The following is a 21,925-nucleotide window of genomic DNA, read 5'->3' as shown; positions in this document are numbered from 1 at the left end:
TAATTTGTAAGATCCGTCGCTGTTATCACTCAGACCTTGTCCCGGCCTGTCAGGACGACCCCAGGTGCCGTCGTGGAACATTACTATCGCGAATTGGTGAGCTTCCTTGCTGCCCGCCTGGGCAACCGCCAGGCGGCCGAAGACGTTGCCCACGATGCCTACCTGCGGGTGCTGGAGCGAACCGGCACGCAGCAGATCGAGCACCCCCGCGCCTTCCTTTACCGCACCGCGCTGAACCTGGTGATCGACCGCCATCGGCGCCACCTGCTGCGCCAGGCCGAGCCGCTGGAGGTGCTGGACCAGGACGAGCGCTGGCACACCGCGCCGCCCACCCTGAACCTGCAGCTTGACCAGCGCCTGGCGCTGATGCGCAAGGCCCTGGACGAATTGAGCAAGCCCTGCCGCGACAGTTTCCTGCTGCGCAAGCTGGAGGGCTTGTCGCACCCGCAGATCGCCGAGCGCCTGGGGATCTCGCGCAGCCTGGTGGAAAAGCACATCGTCACCGCCATGAAGCACTGCCGGGTGCGCATGCGCCAATGGGAATCCTGAAAAAGTGGTCGTAAGTCAGTGAAAATTCTGTGTGCTGGCCACTTGATTTCTCCCTGTTTCCCGACAACTATCTAGATTGACCCCTCCAGAAAGTTCCTGGCGGTTGCCGGTTACTGGCGCAGTTTGGTCAGGGAGCGTGCCCCTATTCACCTGACTGCCCAGGTCCGACAATGACCAACAAGACCCTGCGCATCCTGATTGCCGACGAGCACCCGTGCCAGCGCCTGCAGCTGGAAAAACTGCTCAATGGCCTGGGCTATTACCGGATTGCCCCGGTGGAAAGCTTCGACGAACTGCAGCGCCTGGTGCATTGCGCGCTGGAGCCGTTCAACCTGCTGGTGGGCAACTACGAACTGGGCAGCCATGCCGGCGTCGACCTGGCGCGCTTTTGCCGGGTCAGTGCGCAGATCCAGCACGCTCTGCTGTATCACTCCCAGCACCTGAAAGTCCCTGCGGTGCCGCAGACCGAGCGCCAGGCGGTGAACGTCAGCCTGCCGCAGGTGCCGGACAACGAGGCGCTGGAATCTTTCATGGCGATCATCGATGCGCCGGTGGTGATCGGCAAACTGGCCCTGCCACCGGGGTTGTCCGGCGGCAAGCAGGCCTACCAGCGGCGCAACTTCGCGCACACGGTGTTCAGCCGCTAAGCGAGGAGGGCAGGGGCTGGCGGGGATTTGCTATCCTCTTGCCCTTTGCCGATTTGCGGACTCCTGCCAATGACTGCCATCGATACCGCTCGCCCGCCCCGGTTCAGCCGCGGCGATCACCGGACCCTGGGCCTGGCGGCACTGGGCGGCGCGCTGGAAATCTACGATTTCATCATCTTCGTGTTCTTTGCCCTGACCCTCAGCCAGCTGTTCTTCCCGCCCGAGATGCCCGAGTGGCTGCGCCTGCTGCAGAGCTTCGGGATCTTCGTCACCGGCTACCTGGCGCGGCCGCTGGGCGGCATCCTCATGGCCCATTTCGCCGACCACCTGGGGCGCAAGCGGGTGTTCAGCCTGAGCATTTTGATGATGGCCTTGCCGTGCCTGCTGATCGGGGTGATGCCGACCTATGCCGACATCGGCTATGCGGCGCCGCTGATCCTGCTGGGGCTGCGCATCCTGCAGGGCGCGGCGGTGGGGGGCGAGGTGCCGAGTGCCTGGACCTTCGTTGCCGAACATGCGCCACCCGGGCGGCGCGGCTATGCCCTGGGCTTTCTGCAGGCGGGGCTGACGTTTGGCTACCTGCTCGGTGCACTGACCGCGACGCTGCTGGCGCAGGTGTTCACGCCCCAGGAGATTCTCGATTACGCCTGGCGTTACCCGTTCCTGCTGGGTGGGGTGTTCGGCGTGATTGGCGTGTGGCTGCGCCGCTGGCTGAGTGAAACGCCGGTGTTCCTGGCGCTGCGCGAGCGCCAGGAAAAGCCGGTGAAGTTCCCGCTGCGACGGGTGCTGGGCGAGCACCGCCGGGTGTTGATCCCGGCGGCGCTGCTGACCTGCGTGCTGACCTCGGCGGTGGTGGTGCTGGTGGTGATCACCCCGACCGTGATGCAGCAGCGCTTCGGCATGAGCGCCGGGCACACCTTCGCCCTGAGCAGCGTTGGCATCGTCTTTCTCAATATCGGTTGCGTGCTGGCCGGGCTATTGGTCGATCGCCTGGGCGCCTGGCGGGCACTGATGATCTACAGCCTGCTGCTGCCACTGGGCATCGGCGCGCTTTATGCGAGCCTGGTGGGGCAGTGGGGCATGACCTGGCTGGCCTATGCGCTGGCGGGGCTGTCGTGTGGTGTGGTGGGGGTGGTGCCGTCGGTGATGGTCGGGTTGTTCCCGGCCGAGATTCGCGTGTCGGGTATTTCCTTTACCTACAACGTCGCCTATGCGCTCTGGGCCAGTACCACGCCGTTGGCACTGATTGCGCTGATGCCGTGGAGCCCGTGGGTGTGTGTCGGGTTTTGTCTGATCATGGGCACGGTCGGGCTGCTGACCGCGCTGTACTTCGGGCGCCGCGAGCCGCTGGCGTTTGCCGCGGAGCCGATGCCGATCATGTGCGGTGACAAATGAGGGGCTAGTGGCCGGTGGGCGGTGAGGCAATCTTTTGGGTGGAGGCTATTGGAATAACCTATTAGCCAAATTTAACCTAAAAGGTTAATTTCTCATGGAAAAGAGAACGCCTCATTGCTCCCTGGAGCGGGTTCACTCACTCGTTGCCGCCAACCGAATCAAGCCCGACGGGCGCCGCTTTGAAAGGGGCGAGGGCGTTGGGTGTCGATTTTGCCTGCATGGTGGACGTGATTCGTGGGTTGAGTCGAAAGGATTTCTACAAAAGCATGACCAGTCATGGGGATCATCAAGTTTGGCAGGATGTGTATCGGCCACTCACAGCGGTCGGCTACCTCTACCTCAAGCTGTCAGTCATTGATGACGTGCTTATCGTGTCTTTCAAGGAGTTGTGATCATGAAGTGCCCGATATGCGGTGGCGCGGAACTGGCGCAAGATACACAAGACATGCCTTATCGTTACAAGGGGCAGACAACATCGATCCCGGATGTCACGGGCCAATACTGTCCTGTTTGTGGCGAGGTGGTTCTGAGCTTCGATGAAGCCCATCGCGTCAGCGAGCGGATGACGGCCTTTGATCGGCAAGTCAATGCGGCAGAGGTTGACCCCAATTTCATCGCTGCCGTGCGCAAGAAGTTCGACCTCGATCAGCGCGAGGCAGGTGAAATCTTTGGCGGCGGGGTGAATGCTTTTTCTCGCTACGAGAATGGCAAGACCAGCCCGCCTGTAGCGCTGGTCAAGCTGTTCAAGCTGCTCGATCGCCACCCTGAGCTGTTCGAGGAAGTCAGGACTGCCTGAGCTCTGGCGTATACGAAAAAGCCCCCGGGCCGTGAGGCCAGGGGGCTTTTGTTTGCCGCAAGGGCAGGGGTTTACATGTTCGGGTAGTTCGGCCCGCCCGCGCCTTCAGGGGTGACCCAGGTGATGTTCTGGGCCGGGTCCTTGATGTCGCAGGTCTTGCAGTGCACGCAGTTCTGCGCGTTGATCTGGAAGCGCTTGTTGCCGTCTTCCTGGGTGACCACTTCGTACACGCCGGCCGGGCAGTAACGCTGGGCTGGCTCGTCGTACAGCGGCAGGTTGCTGGCGATCGGGATGTTCGGGTCGGTCAGCTTCAGGTGGCAGGGTTGTTCCTCTTCATGGTTGGTGCTGGAGAGGAATACCGAGCTGAGCTTGTCGAAGCTGAGCTTGCCGTCCGGTTTCGGGTAGTCGATCTTCTTCGAGTCGGCGGCCAGCTTGAGGCAGGCGTAGTCCGGCTTGGTGTCGTGCAGGGTGAACGGCAGCTTGCCGCCGAACCAGTTCTGGTCGACGTAGTTGAACGCACCGCCCAGCAGCGGGCCGAACTTGTGCAGTGCCGGGCCGAAGTTGCGGCTGGCGAACAGCTCTTCATGCAGCCAGCTGGCCTTGAAGGCCTCGACGTAGCTGTTCAGCGCATCGCCGCCCTCGCTGCCGGCGATCAGTGCGTCGGCCACGGCGTCGGCCGCGAGCATGCCCGACTTCATGGCCGTGTGGCTGCCCTTGATCTTGGAGAAGTTCAGGGTGCCCAGGTCGCAGCCGATCAGGGCGCCGCCGTTGAAGACCATCTTCGGCAGCGAGTTCAGGCCGCCCTTGCAGATGGCGCGGGCGCCGTAGCTGATGCGCTTGCCGCCTTCGAGGTACTGCTTCATCACCGGGTGGTGCTTGAGGCGCTGGAATTCGTCGAACGGCGACAGGTACGGGTTGGCGTAGGACAGGTCGACGATCAGGCCGACCACCACCTGGTTGTTTTCCAGGTGATAGAGGAACGAGCCGCCGGTGTTGTCGGCGCTGACCACGTCCAGCGGCCAGCCGGCGGTGTGCACCACCAGGCCCTGCTCGTGCTTGGACGGGTCGATTTCCCAGATTTCCTTGAGGCCGATGCCGTAGTGCTGGACGTCGGCTTCGCTGTCGAGGTTGAAGCGCTTGATCAGCTGCTTGCCGATGTGGCCACGGCAACCTTCGGCGAACAGGGTGTACTTGGCGCGCAGTTCCATGCCTGGGGTGTACAGGCCGTCTTTCGGGTTGCCTTCGCGGTCGACGCCCAGGTCGCCGGTGATGATGCCGCGGACCACGCCGTTCTCGTCGAACAGGGCTTCCTGGGCAGCGAAGCCCGGGTAGATTTCCACGCCCAGGTTCTCGGCCTGCTGGGCCAGCCAGCGGCACAGGTTGCCCAGGGAGATGATGTAGTTGCCCTGGTTGTGCATGGTCTTGGGCACGAACAGGTCAGGCACCTTGGTCGAGCTGCCGGCATCCTTGAGCACGTAGATGTCGTCGCGCTTGACTTCGGTGTTCAGCGGCGCGCCGAGTTCTTTCCAGTCGGGGAACAATTCGTTCAGGGCGCGCGGTTCGAACACCGCGCCGGAGAGGATGTGGGCGCCGACTTCGGAGCCTTTCTCGACCACGCAGACGCTGATCTCGCTACCGGCTTCGGCGGCCTTCTGCTTCAGGCGGCAGGCGGCGGACAGGCCCGCCGGGCCGGCGCCGACGATGACCACGTCGAATTCCATGTATTCGCGTTCCACTGGTTCTCTCCTACTCATCAAGGCTCGTGCTGTTGCTTGGGTCTTATTGGGGTGCTTGCGTGCAGCGGCTCGTCACGGGAGCGAAACTGTAGCTACGCAAAGGGGGGACTACACCGTTTTGTCTTGGCCGCGCATTATATCTACACCACTCGGCGGGTCCAATACAAACGTTTGTTTGAATTTGCCGCAGGCCAGTAAAATCACAGGAACGCGGCTGGAGGGTGACCGATTTGCCGTATTGACCGGATTGGGTGTTACGGTCAAGATACGAGCGGTTTTACGCTCGCCGTAGGCTGACCGTCGGGCGCAGGTGCACCCCTAAAGACCAGGCGTAGCGCAGGGTTTTCGGGCCGATCCCGGTTTTGTAGTGGAGTCTACACGCCACGACAGAAAATGACTCGCGGGTTTTGCCTGAAGCGTCTGAACAGGACTGATTGGTCACTGTGAAGTTCGCGCTTCCCGGTACGTTTTTAGAGGTGCCCTTGTACCCACGCGCATCGCAGGGCTTAGCCCAGGCGACTATCTATTCACCGGAGAGTAACGAGGAATCCATGAAGGTTCTTGTAGCTGTCAAACGAGTGGTCGACTACAACGTCAAGGTTCGCGTCAAGGCGGACAACTCCGGCGTCGACCTTGCAAACGTCAAGATGTCCATGAACCCCTTCTGCGAAATCGCCGTGGAAGAAGCCGTGCGCCTGAAAGAGAAGGGCGTTGCGACCGAGATCGTCGTCGTCTCCGTCGGCCCGACCACTGCCCAGGAACAGCTGCGTACCGCGCTGGCACTGGGTGCTGACCGCGCCATCCTGGTCGAGGCCGCCGATGAACTGAACTCCCTGGCCGTGGCCAAGGCGCTCAAGGCCGTTGTCGACAAGGAACAGCCGCAGCTGGTCATCCTCGGCAAGCAGGCCATCGACAGTGACAACAACCAGACCGGCCAGATGCTGGCGGCGCTGACCGGCTTCGCCCAGGGCACCTTCGCCTCCAAGGTCGAGGTAGCGGGCGACAAGCTGAACGTCACCCGTGAAATCGATGGCGGCCTGCAAACTGTTGCACTGAACCTGCCGGCGATCGTCACCACCGACCTGCGCCTGAACGAGCCACGCTACGCGTCGCTGCCGAACATCATGAAGGCCAAGAAGAAGCCGCTGGAGACCATTGCTCCAGACGCGCTGGGCGTATCGCTCACGTCCACCAACAAGACCTTGAAGGTCGAAGCGCCAGCTGCCCGCAGCGCGGGTATCAAGGTCAAGTCGGTGGCCGAACTGGTCGAGAAGCTGAAGAACGAAGCGAAGGTAATCTAAATGACTATCCTGGTTGTCGCTGAATACGAAAACGGTGCCGTTGCCCCGGCTACCCTGAACACTGTTGCCGCAGCCGCCAAGATCGGTGGCGATATCCACGTGCTGGTCGCAGGCCAGAACGTCGGTGGCGTCGCCGAATCCGCAGCCAAGATCGCGGGCGTGGCCAAGGTGCTGGTGGCCGATAATGCGGCCTACGCCCACGCCCTGCCGGAAAACGTCGCCCCGCTGATCGTCGAGCTGGCCAAGGGTTACAGCCACGTGCTGGCACCGGCTACCAGCAACGGCAAGAACATCCTGCCACGCGTTGCCGCACTGCTGGACGTCGACCAGATCTCCGAGATCATCTCGGTGGAATCGGCCGACACCTTCAAGCGCCCGATCTACGCCGGTAACGCCATTGCCACCGTGCAATCGAGCGCTGCGGTCAAGGTCATCACCGTGCGTACCACCGGCTTCGACGCTGTTGCCGCCGAAGGTGGCTCCGCTGCCGTCGAAGCGGTGGCTGCCGCGCACAACACCGGTATCTCCGCCTTCGTCGGCGAAGAACTGGCCAAGTCCGACCGCCCTGAGCTGACCGCTGCCAAGATCGTCGTTTCCGGCGGCCGTGGCATGGGCAACGGTGACAACTTCAAGCACCTGTACAGCCTGGCCGACAAGCTCGGCGCTGCTGTGGGTGCCTCGCGCGCCGCGGTCGACGCAGGCTTCGTGCCCAACGACATGCAGGTCGGCCAGACCGGCAAGATCGTTGCGCCACAGCTGTACATCGCCGTCGGTATCTCCGGCGCGATCCAGCACCTGGCCGGCATGAAGGACTCCAAGGTGATCGTTGCGATCAACAAGGACGAAGAAGCGCCGATCTTCCAGGTGGCTGACTACGGCCTGGTCGCTGACCTGTTCGAAGCGGTGCCAGAGCTGGAAAAGCTGGTCTGATCCGGCTGCTTCACTTATAAAGAAGCCCGGCCCTCCTACTGAGGGCCGGGCTTTTTTTTGCCGGGCAAGGAGTGAGGGATGGCGTTTCGCGAAGCGGGCAGGGTGCTGGTATGCATGGTGGCGATGCTCTCGCCGCTGGCCATGGCGGCGGGCAAGTGCGAGCGCCTGGTGGCGACCGGCAGCCCGGATGCACCGCCCTATTCCTGGCAGGACCCGAAAGACCCGAAGCACCTGATCGGCGCCAACGTCGACCTGCTCGGGCAGGTGGCTGGCGAGCTGGGCGTGAAGGTGGAAGTGCTCAATGCCGGCAGGCGCGACCAGGCGCTGGAGGAAGTGCGCAGCGGGCGCATCGACCTGCTGCTCGACACGCCCATGCAGGTGGAGCAGTTGACCGCGCTGGATTACATCCACCCACCGTTGCAGCTCAACGAATACCTGGTGTGGACGCGCCATGACGCGACGCTGGAGTACCAAGGCCCGGCGGACCTCGCCAAATACCGCGGCAGCCTGTCGGAGCGCGCCCGCCTGACCCCGGCCTTCAGCGCCTTCGCCAAGGCCCAGCTCAAGCTGGAGCCGGCGCAGAACCTGACCCAGGCCTTCCAGAAGCTGGTGCTGGGGCAGGTCGATTATGTGCTCGCCGGGCGCTACTCGGGCATGGCCATGACCCAGAGCCTGGGCATGAGCAGCCACCTGGTGGCCCGTGGCCTGCCGGTGGACCGCCCCGGCCTGTACCTGGCCATTTCGCACAACTCGGCCTGCAATGACGCCTGGTTGCGTGGGCAACTGGCGAAAAAGCTGACAGAATTGCCGATCTCCGGTGCGTCCGAAGCCGTGCTGCAACGCAATGTCGAGCGCTGGAAAGCGCAGATGCAAGTGCAGGCGGACGCCCCCAAACAGTAGGAAGAGTGCGTGAGAACCCAATCACTGATCCTTGCCGTGGCTGTGCTCGGCCTGGCTGGCTGCGCCAATGACCCGGCGCCCAATGAGCAGATGCGTATTTCCGAGCAGGCGCTGGAACAGGCCAAGGCGGTCGGTGCCACCGACCAGGTCGAGGCGATGAAGCTGGCTGAAGGCAAGTTCGCCCGGGCCAAGACCAACATGCTCACCGAAGACTATCGTGACGCCCGCATGCGTGCCGAACAGGCCGAGCTGGATGCGCGCCTGGCCGAGGCGCAGGTGCTGAACCAGAAGAGCGACGAGCAGCTCGACGTGCTGCAGCAGCGGGTCAAGCGCCTGCGCAAGCAGTTGGAGGTGCAGCCATGATGCGCGGCAGACCGATGGCGGCGCTGGCTTTGCTGGCGCTGGTGGCAGGCTTGCAGGGTTGTGCCAGCCAGCGCAGCTCTGCGGCACTGGACGATGCCACGGCAGCGTTCCAGAAGGTCAAGGACGATTCCGATGTGCTGCGCAGTGCGCCACGTGACGTGATCCGTGCCGGCGAGTCGCTGGCGCGGGCCGAACGCCTGTCCAGCTACATCGGCACCGGCAGTGACGTGCGCCATTACGCCTACCTGAGCGAGCGTTACAGCGAGATCGCCAGCGAGCATGCCAAGCTGGCGCTGAACCAGGAGCGCCTGGCCAAGCTCGACCTCGAACGCCAGCGCCTGCAGTTGGCATTGCGCGAGGCCAAGCTGGCCAGCGTGCAGCAGCAGGGCAAGTGGGTCGAAACGCAGATTGCCGCGCTGGCCTCGGAGCAGGCTGACCGTGGCCTGGTGATGACCTTGGGCGATGTGCTGTTCGACACCGGCCGTGCCGACCTGAAGAATTCGGCCAGCCGCACGGTGTTGAAGCTGGTGCAGTTCCTTCAGCTCAACCCGCGTCGCGTGGTGCGCATCGAGGGTTATACCGACAGCACCGGTGCGCCGGAGGACAACCTCAAGCTGTCGCGCGACCGCGCCCAGGCAGTGGCCGACATGCTGGTCGACCTGGGTATCGATGAGAAGCGCCTGCAGGTCGAGGGCTATGGCGACCAGTATCCGATCGAGGCCAATGCCTCGGAGCGGGGCAGGGCGCAGAACCGCCGGGTGGAAATCGTCTTCTCCGACGAGAAGGGCAAGCTCGCACCGGCGCGCTGATCGCGGCGGCCACTCGCCGGCAAGCCGGCTCCCACAGGTCCATGGCAGGTGCTGAAACGGTGGGAGCCGGCTTGCCGGCGATGAGGTTCACAGGTGCCACGTAACTGTAATGTCGACTATTCTGCAATCTGTCCCAGTACACTTTGCAACTGTTACGGTATTCTCTACCGCCAGTGAGTCGCACAAGAACAACGAGCCGCCCGCCATGACCAACCTGCTGCTGTACCAGCGTATCGCCCATCAACTGGCCGATGACATCCGCCGTGGTGTCTACCAGCCAGGCGAGCGGGTGCCGTCCGTGCGCAAGATGAGCGCCCAGCTCAATGTCAGCCATGCCACGGTGCTGCAGGCCTATGCCAATCTCGAAGACCAGGGCCTGATTCGTGCCCGGCCGCAGTCGGGCTACTACGTTCACCAGACCCCGGCACTGACCGCGCAGACCCCGGATATCGCCCGGGTCGAGCGGCCTGGCCTGGTCACTCGGGCCAGCATCATCCAGCAGGTACTGACCGAGGCGCGCCGCGACGGCGTGTTCCCCTTCGGTGCTGCCGTGCCTCACGTCGACTACCTGCCGGTGCGGGCCCTGCATCAGCAGATCGCCAAGGTCACCCGCTTTCACAGCCCGCGCGCCTTCAGCTACATGTTCAGCCCGGGGTTCGAGCCGCTGCGCCGGCAGATCGCCATCCGCATGCGCGATGCCGGCGTGCTGGTGGACCCGCGCGAGGTGATCGTCACCCATGGGTGTGTCGATGCCTTGCAGATGTCGCTGCGGGTGCTGACCCGCCCGGGCGACCTGATCGCGGCGGAGTCGCCCACCTATTACGGCCTGTTGCAGCTGGCGGACTTGCTGGGGCTGAAGGTCATTGAAATTCCCAGTGACCCGTCCACCGGCATCAGCCTGGAGGCCTTGCAGCTGGCGGCCAACCAGTGGTCGATCAAGGCGCTGGTGCTGACCACGCGCCTGAGCAATCCATTGGGCGGCACCGTCCCTGAAGAGCGGCAGAAGCAGCTGTTGCGCCTGGCGTCGGACTTCGACATCCAGATCGTCGAAGACGACATCTATGGCGAACTGATGTTCGAGCAGGGCAAGACCAAGGCGCTCAAGGCGTTCGACCGGCTCGACCGAGTCATCTACTGCTCGAGTTTTTCCAAGACCTTGTCGCCGGGTGTGCGGGTCGGCTGGATGGTTGCGGGGCGCTATCAGGATGAGATTCAGCGGCTGCAGACCTTCACCACTCATTCGGCCTGCAGCGTGACGCAGATGGGCGTGGCCGCCTATTTGGAAAACGGCGGTTACGACCGCCACCTGCGCTACATTCGCCAGGAGTACCGCAAGAACCTCAGTGCCTACCAGTTGGCGGTGCAGCAGCACTTCCCCGAAGGTACGCAGATGACCCGCCCCACGGGCGGTTTCATCCTGTGGGTGAGCCTGCCGGGGCGGGTCAATACCCAGGAATTGCACGTGCGCGCGCTGGAGCAGGGGATCAGCATTGCGCCGGGGCTGATCTTCAGCAATACCGAGCAGTTCAACCACTGCATACGCCTTAATTGCGGGATACCGTGGAACAAGGAAGCCGAGCGGGCGGTGATCACCCTGGGCTTGCTGGCCCAGCAATTGTGCCGCGAGTCGGCGACCCCACTTTTGTAAGGCTTGCCAGGGGCGGGCGGAACGTAGAGCATAGGCACTTTGCCAGCCTGTCCGCCGATGTCCATGAAACTGTTGCGTAGCCTTGCCCTGATCGTTTGCCTCGTGCCCCTGTACCTGCCCGCTGGAGTGGCCGAGGCTGCGCAGCCTGCCGTGCAGGCGCAGGACAAGGCGGCAAAGCCTGCGCCCAAGCAGCCTGCCAAGCCGGCCAAAAGCAAGGCCAAGCCGGTGCACAAACCCGTCAGCAAGGCGGTGCGCCAGCCATTGCCCAAGGCCAAGCTGGACCTGAGCCTGCCCGCCGACATGGTCAACGAGCTTGAGCCCAGCGTCGGCAGCACGCCGCCCAGGCGCAAACCTTTGCTGCCGGCCATGTTCACCGAAAAGCCGGAAACCGACGACAGCCCGTTCCAGCTCAACGGCCGCCTGATCAGCAACGAAATGCAGCTGCAGTTGCGCAACGACAGCCGGCGCGATGTGGAAGGTGCGGCCATCGAATTCCAGTTCCGCCAATAGCCGTACCCAACTGACTGCCGGGTCACGGCAGATTTCATCGGGTCAGCAATTTCAAACGCATGTTTGAGCGGTTACTATCCAGGGACGTTCGTCCCGTCTTGCTCCAGGGAGTCCTGTTTTCATGAAGTGTCGCGAGGGTTGCGGTGCCTGCTGCATCGCCCCGTCCATCAGCTCGGCGATGCCGCGCATGCCTGAGGGCAAGCCGGCCGGTGAGCGCTGCCTGCACCTGACTGTCGACAACCTCTGCGACTTGTTCGGCAAGCCCGAACGGCCAGCGGTGTGTGGAGGGTTCCAGGCGGATGTCGAGGTGTGTGGCAGCGACCGTGAAGAGGCGATCAGGATTCTGGGTTGGTGGGAGCAGATGACGGCGGCGTGACAAGGCTGGATCTTCGACAACAAGGATAAAGATGATGAGATCGTTCAAGCGTATTGCACTGCTGTGTGGCATGGGTGTCCTGCTGGCGCCGGCCGCCTGGGCGGAAAACTGGCAAGTGGCCAAGGACGAGGACGGGATCAAGGTCTCCCTCAGCGAAGTGGCCGGCTCCAAGTACAAGGCCTACCGTGGTGTGACCCTGATCAAGGCCCCTCTGGCCAAGGTGCAGGCGTTGCAGGAAGACGTGGTCGGGGCCTGTGCCTGGATCCACGAGTGCGAATCGCAGAAGCTGCTCAAGCACGAAGGCGACCAGAGCTGGACCTACACCCGTTTCAATACGCCATGGCCGGTGACGCCGCGCGACTCGGTGCTGCATGTCACCACGGTCAAGGATGCCGACGGCAGCCTGACCCGTAACCTGAAGGAAGAGCCGACCTATATCCCGGAAGAGAAGGGCTATGTGCGGGTGGCGAAAGTCGAAGGCTTCTGGAAGCTGGTGCCCAAGGGTGACAGCACTGAAGTGACCTACCAGGTGCACACCGAGCCAGGTGGCAGCGTGCCGGCGATGGTTGCCAACAAGTTCGTGGTCGATGCGCCGTTCAATACCCTGAAAGGGTTGCGCGAGCGGGCCGAGAAGAACTGAGGCCGCTACAGGCAAGCGGCAATGAAAAAAGGCTGCCCGAGGGCAGCCTTTTTTGCGTTCGGCTCGGGGAGCTTACTTGCGGTCCTTCAGTTCGACGATGTCGCGCTGCAGCTCGCCGGTGTACAGCTGGCGCGGGCGGCCAATCTTGTACGGGCTGGAGAGCATTTCCTTCCAGTGCGAGATCCAGCCCACGGTACGTGCCAGGGCGAAGATCACGGTGAACATGCTGGTTGGAATGCCGATCGCCTTGAGGATGATCCCCGAGTAGAAGTCGACGTTCGGGTACAGCGAGCGCTCGATGAAGTACGGATCGGTCAGGGCGATCTCTTCCAGGCGCATGGCCAGTTCGAGCTGCGGGTCGTTCTTGATGCCCAGCTCGCCGAGCACTTCGTCGCAGGTCTTCTTCATCACGGTGGCGCGCGGGTCGCGGTTCTTGTACACGCGGTGACCGAAGCCCATCAGCTTGAACGGGTCGTTCTTGTCCTTGGCCTTGGCGATGTACTTGTCGATGTTCGAGACATCGCCAATTTCATCGAGCATGGTCAGCACGGCTTCGTTCGCACCGCCGTGGGCAGGGCCCCACAGTGCGGCGATACCGGCGGCGATACAGGCGAACGGGTTGGCACCCGAGGAGCCGGCCAGGCGCACGGTGGAAGTGGAGGCGTTTTGCTCATGGTCGGCGTGGAGGATGAAGATCTTGTCCATTGCCTTGGCCAACACCGGGCTGATCGGTTTGATCTCGCACGGGGTGTTGAACATCATGTGCAGGAAGTTTTCCGCGTACGACAGGTCGTTGCGCGGGTACATCATCGGCTGGCCCATGGAATACTTGTAGACCATCGCGGCCAGGGTCGGCATCTTGGCGACCAGGCGCACCGCGGAGATTTCGCGGTGTTGCGGGTTATTGATGTCCAGGGAGTCGTGGTAGAACGCCGACAGGGCGCCGACCACACCGCACATCACCGCCATCGGGTGAGCGTCGCGGCGGAAACCGTTGAAGAACGACTTCAGCTGCTCGTGAACCATGGTGTGGTTCTTCACGGTGCTGACGAACTGAGCCTTCTGCTCGGCATTGGGCAGCTCGCCGTTGAGCAGCAGGTAGCAGGTTTCCAGGTAGTCCGATTGCTCGGCGAGCTGTTCGATCGGGTAGCCGCGGTGCAGCAGCACGCCCTTGTCGCCGTCAATGTAGGTGATCTTCGACTCGCACGAGGCGGTCGCCATGAAACCGGGGTCAAAGGTGAAGTGACCAGTGGCCCCTAACCCGCGGACGTCGATTACATCAGGACCAACGGTGCCGGTTAAAATGGGCAGCTCGACGGGGGCAGCGCCCTCGATGACCAACTGCGCTTTTTTGTCAGCCATGTGGCCTCCTATTAATGCTTGAAATCATCAGACAGACCCCCCACGCAGGGCCCGCACCACTATAGAGAAGTAAATTCGAATGTCAATTTGCCTAAAGGCTGCTTGAAAGCGGGCTGCAGGCCTGATTTTTCACGAAATTCTCGCCCATTTACGCCTTTTGTTCGCTAAAGGCAATGCGCTATTTGGGCTACCCCCTTCCGTTGTCATAAGCAGCCTAACTGTCTATACTCGGCACCCGACTCCCTGGGGCTTGCAAGCCCGAACTGCTGGGGGTCGCCGTTCCCTGGGTGGTGGGTACCTGACCAGTACACTTACCAACAACTTTGCCCTGATTCGCTAGGGGCTCTTCAGTGTGAAAAAAGCCGTGAAAAGCCAACGACCTGTAAACCTAGACCTAAGGACCATCAAGCTCCCGATCACCGCGTACACGTCCATTCTTCACCGTATCTCCGGCGTCATCCTGTTCCTCGGCCTTGCCATCATGCTTTATGCACTGGGCAAGTCGCTGGGTTCCGAGGAAGGCTTCGGCGAGGTGAAGGCGTGTCTGACCAGCCCGCTGGCCAAACTGGTGACCTGGGCCCTGCTGTCCGCCCTGCTGTATCACCTGGTGGCAGGCGTACGCCACCTGATCATGGACATGGGCATCGGTGAGACGCTGGAAGGCGGCAAGCTGGGCTCGAAAATCGTGATTGTCATCTCCGTGGTGGTGATCGTTCTGGTGGGAGTTTGGGTATGGTAACCAATGTCACGAACCTGTCGCGTTCGGGCCTCTATGACTGGATGGCGCAGCGCGTATCGGCGGTCGTTCTCGCGGCTTACTTCCTGTTCCTGATCGGCTACGTGGTCGCCCACCCAGGCATCGACTATGCCCAGTGGCACGGTCTGTTCTCCAACAACGCGATGCGGATCTTCAGTCTGCTGGCCCTCGTTGCCCTGGGCGCTCACGCCTGGGTCGGCATGTGGACCATCGCCACCGACTACCTGACGCCGATGTCGTTCGGCAAGTCGGCGACTGCGATTCGTTTCCTGTTCCAGGCGGTATGCGGCGTTGCGATGTTCGCTTACTTCGTCTGGGGTGTGCAGATTCTCTGGGGTATCTGATCCATGGCTAGCATTCCTACTATTTCCTTCGACGCCATCATCATCGGTGGCGGCGGCGCCGGCATGCGCGCAGCGCTGCAGCTGGCCCAGGGCGGTCACAAGACGGCCGTGGTCACCAAGGTCTTCCCGACCCGTTCGCACACTGTATCCGCCCAGGGCGGCATCACCTGCGCCATCGCCTCGGCCGACCCGAACGATGACTGGCGCTGGCACATGTACGATACCGTCAAGGGTTCCGACTACATCGGTGACCAGGACGCGATCGAATACATGTGTCAGGAAGGCCCGGCTGCGGTCTTCGAGCTGGACCACATGGGCCTGCCGTTCTCGCGTACCGAAACCGGCCGTATCTACCAGCGTCCGTTCGGTGGCCAGTCCAAGGACTTCGGCAAGGGTGGCCAGGCTGCCCGTACCTGCGCCGCTTCCGACCGTACCGGCCACGCGCTGCTGCACACCCTGTACCAGGGCAACCTGAAGGCAGGCACCACCTTCCTCAACGAGTACTACGCCGTTGACCTGGTGAAGAACAAGGAAGGCGCTTTCGTTGGTGTGATCGCGATCTGCATCGAAACCGGCGAAACCATGTACATCAAGTCCAAGGCCACCGTTCTGGCCACTGGCGGTGCCGGCCGTATCTACGCCTCCACCACCAACGCCTTGATCAACACCGGTGACGGTATCGGCATGGCCCTGCGTGCAGGCGTACCGGTGCAGGACATCGAGATGTGGCAGTTCCACCCGACCGGCATCGCCGGCGCCGGTGTACTGGTGACCGAAGGTTGCCGCGGTGAAGGTGGCTACCTGATCAACGCCCACGGCGAGCGCTTCATGGAGCGTTACGCGCCGAACGCGAAAGACCTGGCCGGCCGCGACGTGGTTGCCCGTTCCATGGTCAAAGAGATCATCGCCGGCAACGGCGTGGGCCCGAACAAGGACCACGTACTGCTGAAGCTGGATCACCTGGGCGAGGAAGTGCTGCACAGCCGCCTGCCAGGTATCTGCGAACTGTCCAAGACCTTCGCCCACGTCGACCCGGTCGTCGCGCCGGTGCCGGTGGTTCCGACCTGCCACTACATGATGGGCGGCGTTGCCACCAACATTCATGGCCAGGCCATCACCATGGACGAAGAAGGCAAGGATCACATCATTCCTGGCCTGTTCGCCGTAGGTGAAGTGGCGTGCGTATCGGTTCACGGCGCCAACCGCCTGGGTGGCAACTCGCTGCTCGACCTGGTGGTGTTCGGCCGTGCTGCCGGCCTGCACCTGGAGAAGGCGCTGAGCGACGGCATCGAGCACCTCGACGCCAGCGACACCGACATCGATGTTGCCCTGAGCCGCCTGAACAAGCTCAACGAGCGCTCCACCGGCGAAGACGTCGCCAGCCTCAAGCGCGAGCTGCAAAGCTGCATGCAGAACTACTTCGGTGTATTCCGTACTGGCGAATACATGCAGAAGGGTATCGAGCAGCTGGCTGGCCTGCGCGAGCGCATCGCCAACGTCAAGATCAACGACAAGTCCCAGGCCTTCAACACCGCGCGTATCGAAGCGCTGGAGCTGCAGAACCTGCTGGAAGTTGCCGAAGCTACCGCCATTGCGGCCGAAGCCCGTAAAGAGTCCCGCGGCGCACACGCCCGTGAAGACTTCGAAGACCGTGACGACGAAAACTGGCTGTGCCACACCCTGTACTACCCGGGTGAGAAGCGCGTTGCCAAGCGCGGCGTCAACTTTGCGCCGAAGACCGTTCCGGCCTTCGAGCCAAAAATCCGGACTTACTAAGGGTGGCTGCTATGTTGAAAGTCGAAGTTTATCGTTACAACCCCGACACCGACTCGGCGCCCAAGATGGAGTCGTTCGACGTCGATACCGGCGGCAAGGACCTGATGGTTCTGGATGTGTTGGCGCTGATCAAGGAAAAGGACGAAGGTTTCTCGTACCGTCGTTCCTGCCGTGAAGGCGTTTGCGGTTCCGATGGCATGAACATGAACGGCAAGAACGGCCTGGCCTGCATCACCCCGCTGTCGGGCGTGGTCAAGGGCAACAAGCTGGTTCTGCGCCCGCTGCCTGGCCTGCCGGTCATTCGTGACCTGGTGGTCGACATGAGCATCTTCTACAAGCAGTACGAGAAGGTGAAGCCGTTCCTGCAGAACGATACCCCGGCTCCGGCCATCGAGCGTCTGCAGTCGCCGGAAGACCGCGACAAGCTGGACGGTCTGTACGAGTGCATCCTGTGCGCTTGCTGCTCGACCTCCTGCCCATCGTTCTGGTGGAACCCGGACAAGTTCCTGGGCCCCGCCGCTCTGCTGCAGGCCTATCGTTTCCTGGCCGACAGCCGTGACACCAAGACCCAGGAGCGCCTGGCGTCCCTGGACGACCCGTTCAGTGTGTTCCGCTGCCGCGGGATCATGAACTGCGTCAACGTTTGCCCCAAGGGTCTGAACCCGACCAAGGCAATCGGTCACGTGCGTAACATGCTGCTGCAAAGCGGCACCTGATTCAAAAGTGTTGTAACTGCAGTAAGCCGAGGTGCGGGTGGTGAGCCCGCACTGAGGTAAAACCTGGGCAAGGGCCCACAAAGCCCGCGCCCGATACCTATGAAGATATGAGACCAGCAGGGGCTTCCGGGCTGGTACCCGGAAAATCAGCAGGATCCAGGTGGCGTGGTTCAGTCGCTGTGTTCGGACTTTTCCAGGTTTGCTGTGGCTCTCGCCGATCAGTCCCCTAACCGAGGGTGACCAAGCATGCAAGAAAGCGTGATGCAGCGCATGTGGGAAAGCGCCCACCTTTCAGGTGGTAACGCTGCATATGTGGAAGAGCTCTACGAGCTCTACCTGCACGACCCTAACGCTGTGCCAGAAGAGTGGCGCACTTACTTCCAGAAATTGCCCGCCGACGGCAGCACCGCTACCGATGTATCGCACTCGACAATCCGCGACCATTTCGTACTGCTGGCAAAGAACCAGCGCCGCGCCCAACCGGTTTCCGCCGGGAGCGTGAGCAGTGAACACGAGAAGAAGCAGGTTGAAGTTCTGCGACTGATCCAGGCCTATCGTATGCGCGGCCATCAGGCTGCCAAGCTCGACCCGTTGGGGTTGTGGCAGCGCCCTGCGCCCGTAGACCTGTCGATCAATCACTACGGCTTGACCAATGCCGATCTTGATACGACCTTCCGTGCCGGCGACCTGTTCATCGGCAAAGAGGAAGCGAGCCTACGCGAAATCTTCGAGGCGCTCCAGAAGACATATTGTCGCACCATTGGCGCCGAATTCACCCACATCACCGATTCCGAGCAGCGCAGCTGGTTCCAGCAGCGCCTGGAAAGCGTGCGCGGCCGTCCGGAGTTTTCCGCCGACGTGCAGGCCCACCTGCTCGAGCGCGTGACCGCAGGTGAAGGCCTTGAGAAGTACCTGGGCACCAAGTACCCGGGCACCAAGCGTTTTGGCCTTGAGGGTGGCGAAAGCCTGATCCCGATGCTGGACGAGATGATCCAGCGCTCCGGCTCCTACGGCACCAAGGAAGTCGTCATCGGCATGGCCCACCGTGGCCGTCTGAACGTGCTGGTGAACACCTTCGGCAAGAACCCGCGCGAGCTGTTCGACGAGTTCGAAGGCAAGAAGATGAACGAGCTGGGCTCCGGTGACGTGAAGTATCACCAGGGCTTCTCCTCGAACGTGATGACCCCCGGTGGCGAAGTTCACCTGGCCATGGCGTTCAACCCGTCCCACCTGGAAATCGTCTCGCCAGTGGTGGAAGGTTCGGTGCGCGCCCGTCAGGACCGCCGCAACGACACCGTGGGTGACAAGGTACTGCCGATCTCGATCCACGGCGACGCTGCGTTCGCAGGCCAGGGCGTGGTCATGGAAACCTTCCAGATGTCGCAGACCCGCGGTTTCAAGACCGGCGGTACCGTGCACATCGTGATCAACAACCAGGTTGGCTTCACCATCAGCAACCCGCTGGACTCGCGTTCCACCGAGTACGCCACCGACGTTGCCAAGATGATCCAGGCGCCGATCCTGCACGTGAACGGTGACGATCCGGAAGCCGTGCTGTTCGTGACCCAGCTGGCCATCGATTACCGCATGCAGTTCAAGCGTGACGTGGTCATCGACCTGGTCTGCTACCGCCGCCGCGGCCACAACGAGGCCGACGAGCCGAACGGTACCCAGCCGCTGATGTATCAGCAGATCAGCAAGCAGCGCACCACCCGTGAGCTGTATGCCGAAGCGCTGATCCAGGGCGGTCGCATCGACGCCGAGCGCGCTCAGGCCAAGATCGACGAGTACCGCAACGCGCTGGACAACGGCCTGCATGTGGTCAAGAGCCTGGTCAAGGAGCCGAACCGCGAGCTGTTCGTCGACTGGCGTCCGTACCTGGGCCACGCCTGGACCGCGCGTCACGACACCCGCTTCGACCTCAAGACCCTGCAGGAACTGTCGGCCAAGCTGCTGGAACTGCCAGAAGGCTTCGTCGTTCAGCGCCAGGTATCGAAGATCTACGAAGATCGCCAGAAGATGCAAGCCGGTGGCCTGCCGATCAACTGGGGTTATGCAGAGACCATGGCCTACGCCACCCTGCAGTTCGAAGGTCACCCGATCCGCATGACCGGCCAGGACATCGGCCGTGGCACCTTCTCGCACCGCCATGCGGTGTTGCACAACCAGAAGGACGCCAGCACCTACGTACCGCTGCAGAACCTGTTCCCGGGCCAGCCGCGCTTCGACCTGTACGATTCCTTCCTGTCGGAAGAAGCCGTGCTGGCCTTCGAATACGGCTACTCCACCACCACGCCGAACGCGCTGGTGATCTGGGAAGCCCAGTTCGGCGACTTCGCCAACGGTGCGCAAGTGGTGATCGACCAGTTCATCACCAGCGGCGAGCACAAGTGGGGCCGCCTGTGCGGTCTGACCATGCTGCTGCCACACGGCTATGAAGGGCAGGGGCCGGAGCACTCCTCCGCGCGTCTGGAGCGTTACCTGCAGCTGTGCGCCGAGCACAACATCCAGGTCTGCGTACCGACCACTCCGGCTCAGATCTACCACCTGCTGCGTCGCCAGGTCATCCGTCCGCTGCGCAAGCCGCTGGTCGTCCTGACGCCGAAGTCGCTGCTGCGCCACAAGCTGGCCATCTCGACCTTGGAAGACCTGGCAGAAGGCTCGTTCCAGACCGTGATCCCGGAAGTCGATGCAATCGACCCGGCCAAGGTCGAGCGCCTGGTGCTGTGCAGCGGCAAGGTCTACTACGACCTGCTGGAAAAACGCCGTGCCGAAGGCCGCGAAGACATCGCGATCCTGCGTATCGAGCAGCTGTATCCGTTCCCGGAAGACGACCTGGTCGAAATCCTGGCGCAGTACACCAACCTCAAGCATGCGGTCTGGTGTCAGGAAGAGCCGATGAACCAGGGCGCCTGGTACAGCAGCCAGCACCACATGCGCCGTATCCTGGGCCGCCACAACAAGGCGCTGGTCCTGGAATACGCCGGCCGCGACGCTTCTGCCGCGCCAGCTTGTGGTTACGCTTCGAAGCACGCCGAACAGCAGGAAAAACTGCTGCAAGACGCCTTCACTGTCTAACGCCTTCGCGCACCTGAAACCGAATTTAAGGAAACACTGATAATGGCTATCGAGATCAAAGCCCCAACCTTCCCGGAATCGGTCGCCGACGGCACCGTTGCCACCTGGCACAAGAAGCCGGGCGAAGCTGTCAAGCGTGACGAGCTGATCGTCGACATCGAGACCGACAAAGTCGTTCTGGAAGTGCTGGCTACCGCCGATGGCGTGCTGGGCGACATCGTCAAGGGCGAGGGCGAAACCGTCCTGTCCGACGAAGTACTGGGTTCGATCGTTGAAGGTGGCGCTGCCGCCGCCGCTCCAGCCGCTGCCCCGGCCGCTGCTGCTCCGGCTGCCGCTGCCGCCGACGCTGGCGAAGACGACCCGGTCGCCGCTCCAGCCGCGCGCAAGCTGGCTGAAGAGAATGGCATCGACCTGGCCACCGTTGCCGGCACTGGCAAAGGCGGTCGCGTAACCAAGGAAGACGTGGTTGCGGCCGTTGCCAACAAGAAAGCCGCTCCTGCTCCGGCTGCCAAGCCTGCTGCAGCGGCTGCTGCTCCGGTCGTGGTTGCCGCTGGCGATCGCACCGAGAAGCGCGTGCCGATGACCCGCCTGCGTGCCAAGATCGCCGAGCGTCTGGTCGAAGCCCAGTCGAACATGGCGATGCTGACCACCTTCAACGAAGTCGACATGACCGAAGTCATGGCTCTGCGTTCGAAGTACAAGGACCTGTTCGAGAAGACCCACAACGGCGTGCGCCTGGGCTTCATGTCGTTCTTCGTCAAGGCCGCTACCGAGGCGCTGAAGCGCTTCCCGGCAGTCAACGCCTCGATCGACGGCAACGACATCGTCTACCACGGCTATGCCGACGTCGGCGTTGCCGTGTCCAGCGACCGTGGCCTGGTGGTACCGGTGCTGCGTAACGCCGAGTCGATGAGCCTGGCGGAAATCGAGAACGGCATCGCCACCTTCGGCAAGAAGGCCCGTGACGGCAAGCTGGCCATCGAAGAGATGACCGGCGGTACCTTCACCATCACCAACGGTGGTACTTTCGGTTCGATGATGTCGACCCCGATCGTCAACCCGCCGCAGGCCGCCATTCTCGGCATGCACAACATCATCCAGCGCCCGATGGCCATCAATGGCCAAGTGGTAATCCGCCCGATGATGTACCTGGCGCTGTCGTACGATCACCGCCTGATCGACGGCAAGGAAGCGGTAACCTTCCTGGTCACCATCAAGAACCTGCTGGAAGATCCGTCTCGCCTGCTGCTGGACATCTAACCCTCTGGCTGCGTACCGTTCGGCGCCCGCTC

At 62.4% G+C, this 21,925-nt stretch carries 21 protein-coding genes and 1 pseudogene; 20 read left to right on the top strand and 2 right to left on the bottom strand.

The genetic code is table 11. The features are described from left to right. The first annotated feature begins 72 nt into the window (after positions 1-72). The 5 genes and pseudogenes from L6D75_RS06705 (at position 73) to L6D75_RS06685 (ending at position 3,387) form a co-directional block, all read left to right on the top strand. Positions 73-549 (top strand): sigma-70 family RNA polymerase sigma factor, encoded by a 477-nt coding sequence (locus L6D75_RS06705; protein WP_176516634.1) that lies wholly within the window; start codon positions 73-75, stop codon positions 547-549. Between the two features lie 170 nt (positions 550-719). Further along, complete coding sequence (locus L6D75_RS06700; protein ID WP_176516633.1) at positions 720-1,196, top strand: histidine kinase; 477 nt, start codon at positions 720-722, stop codon at positions 1,194-1,196. Positions 1,197-1,265: 69 nt separating this feature from the next. Continuing rightward, positions 1,266-2,591: an MFS transporter gene (locus L6D75_RS06695; RefSeq protein ID WP_176516631.1), complete on the top strand. Its 1,326-nt coding sequence runs from the start codon at positions 1,266-1,268 to the stop codon at positions 2,589-2,591. A gap of 94 nt (positions 2,592-2,685) precedes the next feature. After that, positions 2,686-2,983 (top strand): annotated as a pseudogene (locus L6D75_RS06690) (type II toxin-antitoxin system MqsR family toxin). A gap of 2 nt (positions 2,984-2,985) precedes the next feature. After that, positions 2,986-3,387: a type II toxin-antitoxin system MqsA family antitoxin gene (locus tag L6D75_RS06685; RefSeq protein ID WP_176516629.1), complete on the top strand. Its 402-nt coding sequence runs from the start codon at positions 2,986-2,988 to the stop codon at positions 3,385-3,387. 71 nt (positions 3,388-3,458) lie between these two features. Here L6D75_RS06685 and L6D75_RS06680 read toward each other — a convergent pair whose 3' ends face one another. Next, positions 3,459-5,141 carry an electron transfer flavoprotein-ubiquinone oxidoreductase gene (locus L6D75_RS06680; RefSeq protein ID WP_176516627.1) on the bottom strand — a complete coding sequence of 561 codons (1,683 nt, stop codon included), beginning with the start codon at positions 5,139-5,141 and terminating at the stop codon, positions 3,459-3,461. Between the two features lie 533 nt (positions 5,142-5,674). Here L6D75_RS06680 and L6D75_RS06675 point away from each other — a divergent pair. The 9 genes from L6D75_RS06675 to L6D75_RS06635 all read left to right on the top strand — a co-directional run bounded on the left by L6D75_RS06675 (position 5,675) and on the right by L6D75_RS06635 (position 12,600). Then, the gene (locus tag L6D75_RS06675; protein ID WP_176516625.1) at positions 5,675-6,424 is read left to right on the top strand and encodes an electron transfer flavoprotein subunit beta/FixA family protein; all 750 of its coding nucleotides are present in this window, start codon (positions 5,675-5,677) and stop codon (positions 6,422-6,424) included. Next, on the top strand, positions 6,425-7,354 hold the full coding sequence (locus L6D75_RS06670) for an electron transfer flavoprotein subunit alpha/FixB family protein (RefSeq protein ID WP_176516623.1): 930 nt from the start codon (positions 6,425-6,427) through the stop codon (positions 7,352-7,354). Between the two features lie 78 nt (positions 7,355-7,432). Further along, entirely contained in the window at positions 7,433-8,254 is an 822-nt protein-coding gene (locus L6D75_RS06665) for a substrate-binding periplasmic protein (RefSeq protein WP_176516622.1), read from the top strand. Between the two features lie 9 nt (positions 8,255-8,263). Continuing rightward, positions 8,264-8,617, top strand: coding sequence for a DUF4398 domain-containing protein (locus tag L6D75_RS06660; protein ID WP_176516619.1), 354 nt, complete (start codon positions 8,264-8,266; stop codon positions 8,615-8,617). Beyond that, a complete protein-coding gene (locus L6D75_RS06655; RefSeq protein ID WP_176516617.1) occupies positions 8,614-9,426 on the top strand; it encodes an OmpA family protein in 813 nt (270 codons plus the stop codon). The genes L6D75_RS06660 and L6D75_RS06655 overlap by 4 nt, the downstream gene beginning before the upstream one ends. A gap of 205 nt (positions 9,427-9,631) precedes the next feature. Beyond that, positions 9,632-11,074 (top strand): aminotransferase-like domain-containing protein, encoded by a 1,443-nt coding sequence (locus tag L6D75_RS06650; protein WP_176516615.1) that lies wholly within the window; start codon positions 9,632-9,634, stop codon positions 11,072-11,074. A 63-nt stretch (positions 11,075-11,137) separates the two neighbouring features. Further along, positions 11,138-11,584 (top strand): hypothetical protein, encoded by a 447-nt coding sequence (locus tag L6D75_RS06645; protein ID WP_176516613.1) that lies wholly within the window; start codon positions 11,138-11,140, stop codon positions 11,582-11,584. Positions 11,585-11,705: 121 nt separating this feature from the next. After that, positions 11,706-11,960: a YkgJ family cysteine cluster protein gene (locus L6D75_RS06640; protein ID WP_008091885.1), complete on the top strand. Its 255-nt coding sequence runs from the start codon at positions 11,706-11,708 to the stop codon at positions 11,958-11,960. 34 nt (positions 11,961-11,994) lie between these two features. Further along, entirely contained in the window at positions 11,995-12,600 is a 606-nt protein-coding gene (locus tag L6D75_RS06635; protein WP_176516611.1) for an START domain-containing protein, read from the top strand. A gap of 72 nt (positions 12,601-12,672) precedes the next feature. On the opposite strand, the gene gltA is transcribed toward L6D75_RS06635, so the two are convergent. Next, positions 12,673-13,962 carry a citrate synthase gene (gene gltA, locus L6D75_RS06630; protein ID WP_012315351.1) on the bottom strand — a complete coding sequence of 430 codons (1,290 nt, stop codon included), beginning with the start codon at positions 13,960-13,962 and terminating at the stop codon, positions 12,673-12,675. A gap of 352 nt (positions 13,963-14,314) precedes the next feature. On the opposite strand from gltA, the gene sdhC reads away from it, so the two are divergent. The 6 genes from sdhC (at position 14,315) to odhB (ending at position 21,893) form a co-directional block, all read left to right on the top strand. After that, complete coding sequence (gene sdhC / locus L6D75_RS06625) at positions 14,315-14,701, top strand: succinate dehydrogenase, cytochrome b556 subunit (RefSeq protein WP_077068487.1); 387 nt, start codon at positions 14,315-14,317, stop codon at positions 14,699-14,701. Continuing rightward, on the top strand, positions 14,695-15,063 hold the full coding sequence (gene sdhD, locus L6D75_RS06620) for a succinate dehydrogenase, hydrophobic membrane anchor protein (protein ID WP_054899920.1): 369 nt from the start codon (positions 14,695-14,697) through the stop codon (positions 15,061-15,063). The genes sdhC and sdhD overlap by 7 nt, the downstream gene beginning before the upstream one ends. A gap of 3 nt (positions 15,064-15,066) precedes the next feature. Beyond that, the gene (gene sdhA, locus L6D75_RS06615) at positions 15,067-16,839 is read left to right on the top strand and encodes a succinate dehydrogenase flavoprotein subunit (RefSeq protein ID WP_176516609.1); all 1,773 of its coding nucleotides are present in this window, start codon (positions 15,067-15,069) and stop codon (positions 16,837-16,839) included. An 11-nt stretch (positions 16,840-16,850) separates the two neighbouring features. Beyond that, positions 16,851-17,555, top strand: a complete 705-nt coding sequence (locus L6D75_RS06610) for a succinate dehydrogenase iron-sulfur subunit (RefSeq protein ID WP_012315348.1) — start codon at positions 16,851-16,853, stop codon at positions 17,553-17,555. A gap of 246 nt (positions 17,556-17,801) precedes the next feature. Then, positions 17,802-20,633 (top strand): 2-oxoglutarate dehydrogenase E1 component, encoded by a 2,832-nt coding sequence (locus L6D75_RS06605; RefSeq protein ID WP_176516607.1) that lies wholly within the window; start codon positions 17,802-17,804, stop codon positions 20,631-20,633. A gap of 42 nt (positions 20,634-20,675) precedes the next feature. Then, positions 20,676-21,893 (top strand): 2-oxoglutarate dehydrogenase complex dihydrolipoyllysine-residue succinyltransferase, encoded by a 1,218-nt coding sequence (odhB, locus tag L6D75_RS06600; RefSeq protein WP_176516605.1) that lies wholly within the window; start codon positions 20,676-20,678, stop codon positions 21,891-21,893. Positions 21,894-21,925: the final 32 nt, after the last annotated feature.

Origin of the sequence: Pseudomonas faucium, from assembly GCF_021602585.1 — a bacterium.
Classification (GTDB): domain Bacteria; phylum Pseudomonadota; class Gammaproteobacteria; order Pseudomonadales; family Pseudomonadaceae; genus Aquipseudomonas; species Aquipseudomonas faucium.
This window is presented reverse-complemented; position numbering and strand designations above follow the sequence as displayed.

Excerpts from the sequence above, each read along its gene's own strand:
- L6D75_RS06700 (WP_176516633.1), top strand. The coding sequence starts at position 720 with ATGACCAACAAGACCCTGCGCATCCTGATTGCCGACGAGCACCCGTGC.
- L6D75_RS06695 (WP_176516631.1), top strand. The coding sequence starts at position 1,266 with ATGACTGCCATCGATACCGCTCGCCCGCCCCGGTTCAGCCGCGGCGAT.
- L6D75_RS06685 (WP_176516629.1), top strand. The coding sequence starts at position 2,986 with ATGAAGTGCCCGATATGCGGTGGCGCGGAACTGGCGCAAGATACACAA.
- L6D75_RS06680 (WP_176516627.1), bottom strand. The coding sequence starts at position 5,141 with ATGAGTAGGAGAGAACCAGTGGAACGCGAATACATGGAATTCGACGTG.
- L6D75_RS06675 (WP_176516625.1), top strand. The coding sequence starts at position 5,675 with ATGAAGGTTCTTGTAGCTGTCAAACGAGTGGTCGACTACAACGTCAAG.
- L6D75_RS06670 (WP_176516623.1), top strand. The coding sequence starts at position 6,425 with ATGACTATCCTGGTTGTCGCTGAATACGAAAACGGTGCCGTTGCCCCG.
- L6D75_RS06665 (WP_176516622.1), top strand. The coding sequence starts at position 7,433 with ATGGCGTTTCGCGAAGCGGGCAGGGTGCTGGTATGCATGGTGGCGATG.
- L6D75_RS06655 (WP_176516617.1), top strand. The coding sequence starts at position 8,614 with ATGATGCGCGGCAGACCGATGGCGGCGCTGGCTTTGCTGGCGCTGGTG.
- L6D75_RS06650 (WP_176516615.1), top strand. The coding sequence starts at position 9,632 with ATGACCAACCTGCTGCTGTACCAGCGTATCGCCCATCAACTGGCCGAT.
- L6D75_RS06645 (WP_176516613.1), top strand. The coding sequence starts at position 11,138 with ATGAAACTGTTGCGTAGCCTTGCCCTGATCGTTTGCCTCGTGCCCCTG.
- L6D75_RS06640 (WP_008091885.1), top strand. The coding sequence starts at position 11,706 with ATGAAGTGTCGCGAGGGTTGCGGTGCCTGCTGCATCGCCCCGTCCATC.
- L6D75_RS06635 (WP_176516611.1), top strand. The coding sequence starts at position 11,995 with ATGAGATCGTTCAAGCGTATTGCACTGCTGTGTGGCATGGGTGTCCTG.
- gltA (WP_012315351.1), bottom strand. The coding sequence starts at position 13,962 with ATGGCTGACAAAAAAGCGCAGTTGGTCATCGAGGGCGCTGCCCCCGTC.
- sdhD (WP_054899920.1), top strand. The coding sequence starts at position 14,695 with ATGGTAACCAATGTCACGAACCTGTCGCGTTCGGGCCTCTATGACTGG.
- sdhA (WP_176516609.1), top strand. The coding sequence starts at position 15,067 with ATGGCTAGCATTCCTACTATTTCCTTCGACGCCATCATCATCGGTGGC.
- L6D75_RS06610 (WP_012315348.1), top strand. The coding sequence starts at position 16,851 with ATGTTGAAAGTCGAAGTTTATCGTTACAACCCCGACACCGACTCGGCG.
- L6D75_RS06605 (WP_176516607.1), top strand. The coding sequence starts at position 17,802 with ATGCAAGAAAGCGTGATGCAGCGCATGTGGGAAAGCGCCCACCTTTCA.
- odhB (WP_176516605.1), top strand. The coding sequence starts at position 20,676 with ATGGCTATCGAGATCAAAGCCCCAACCTTCCCGGAATCGGTCGCCGAC.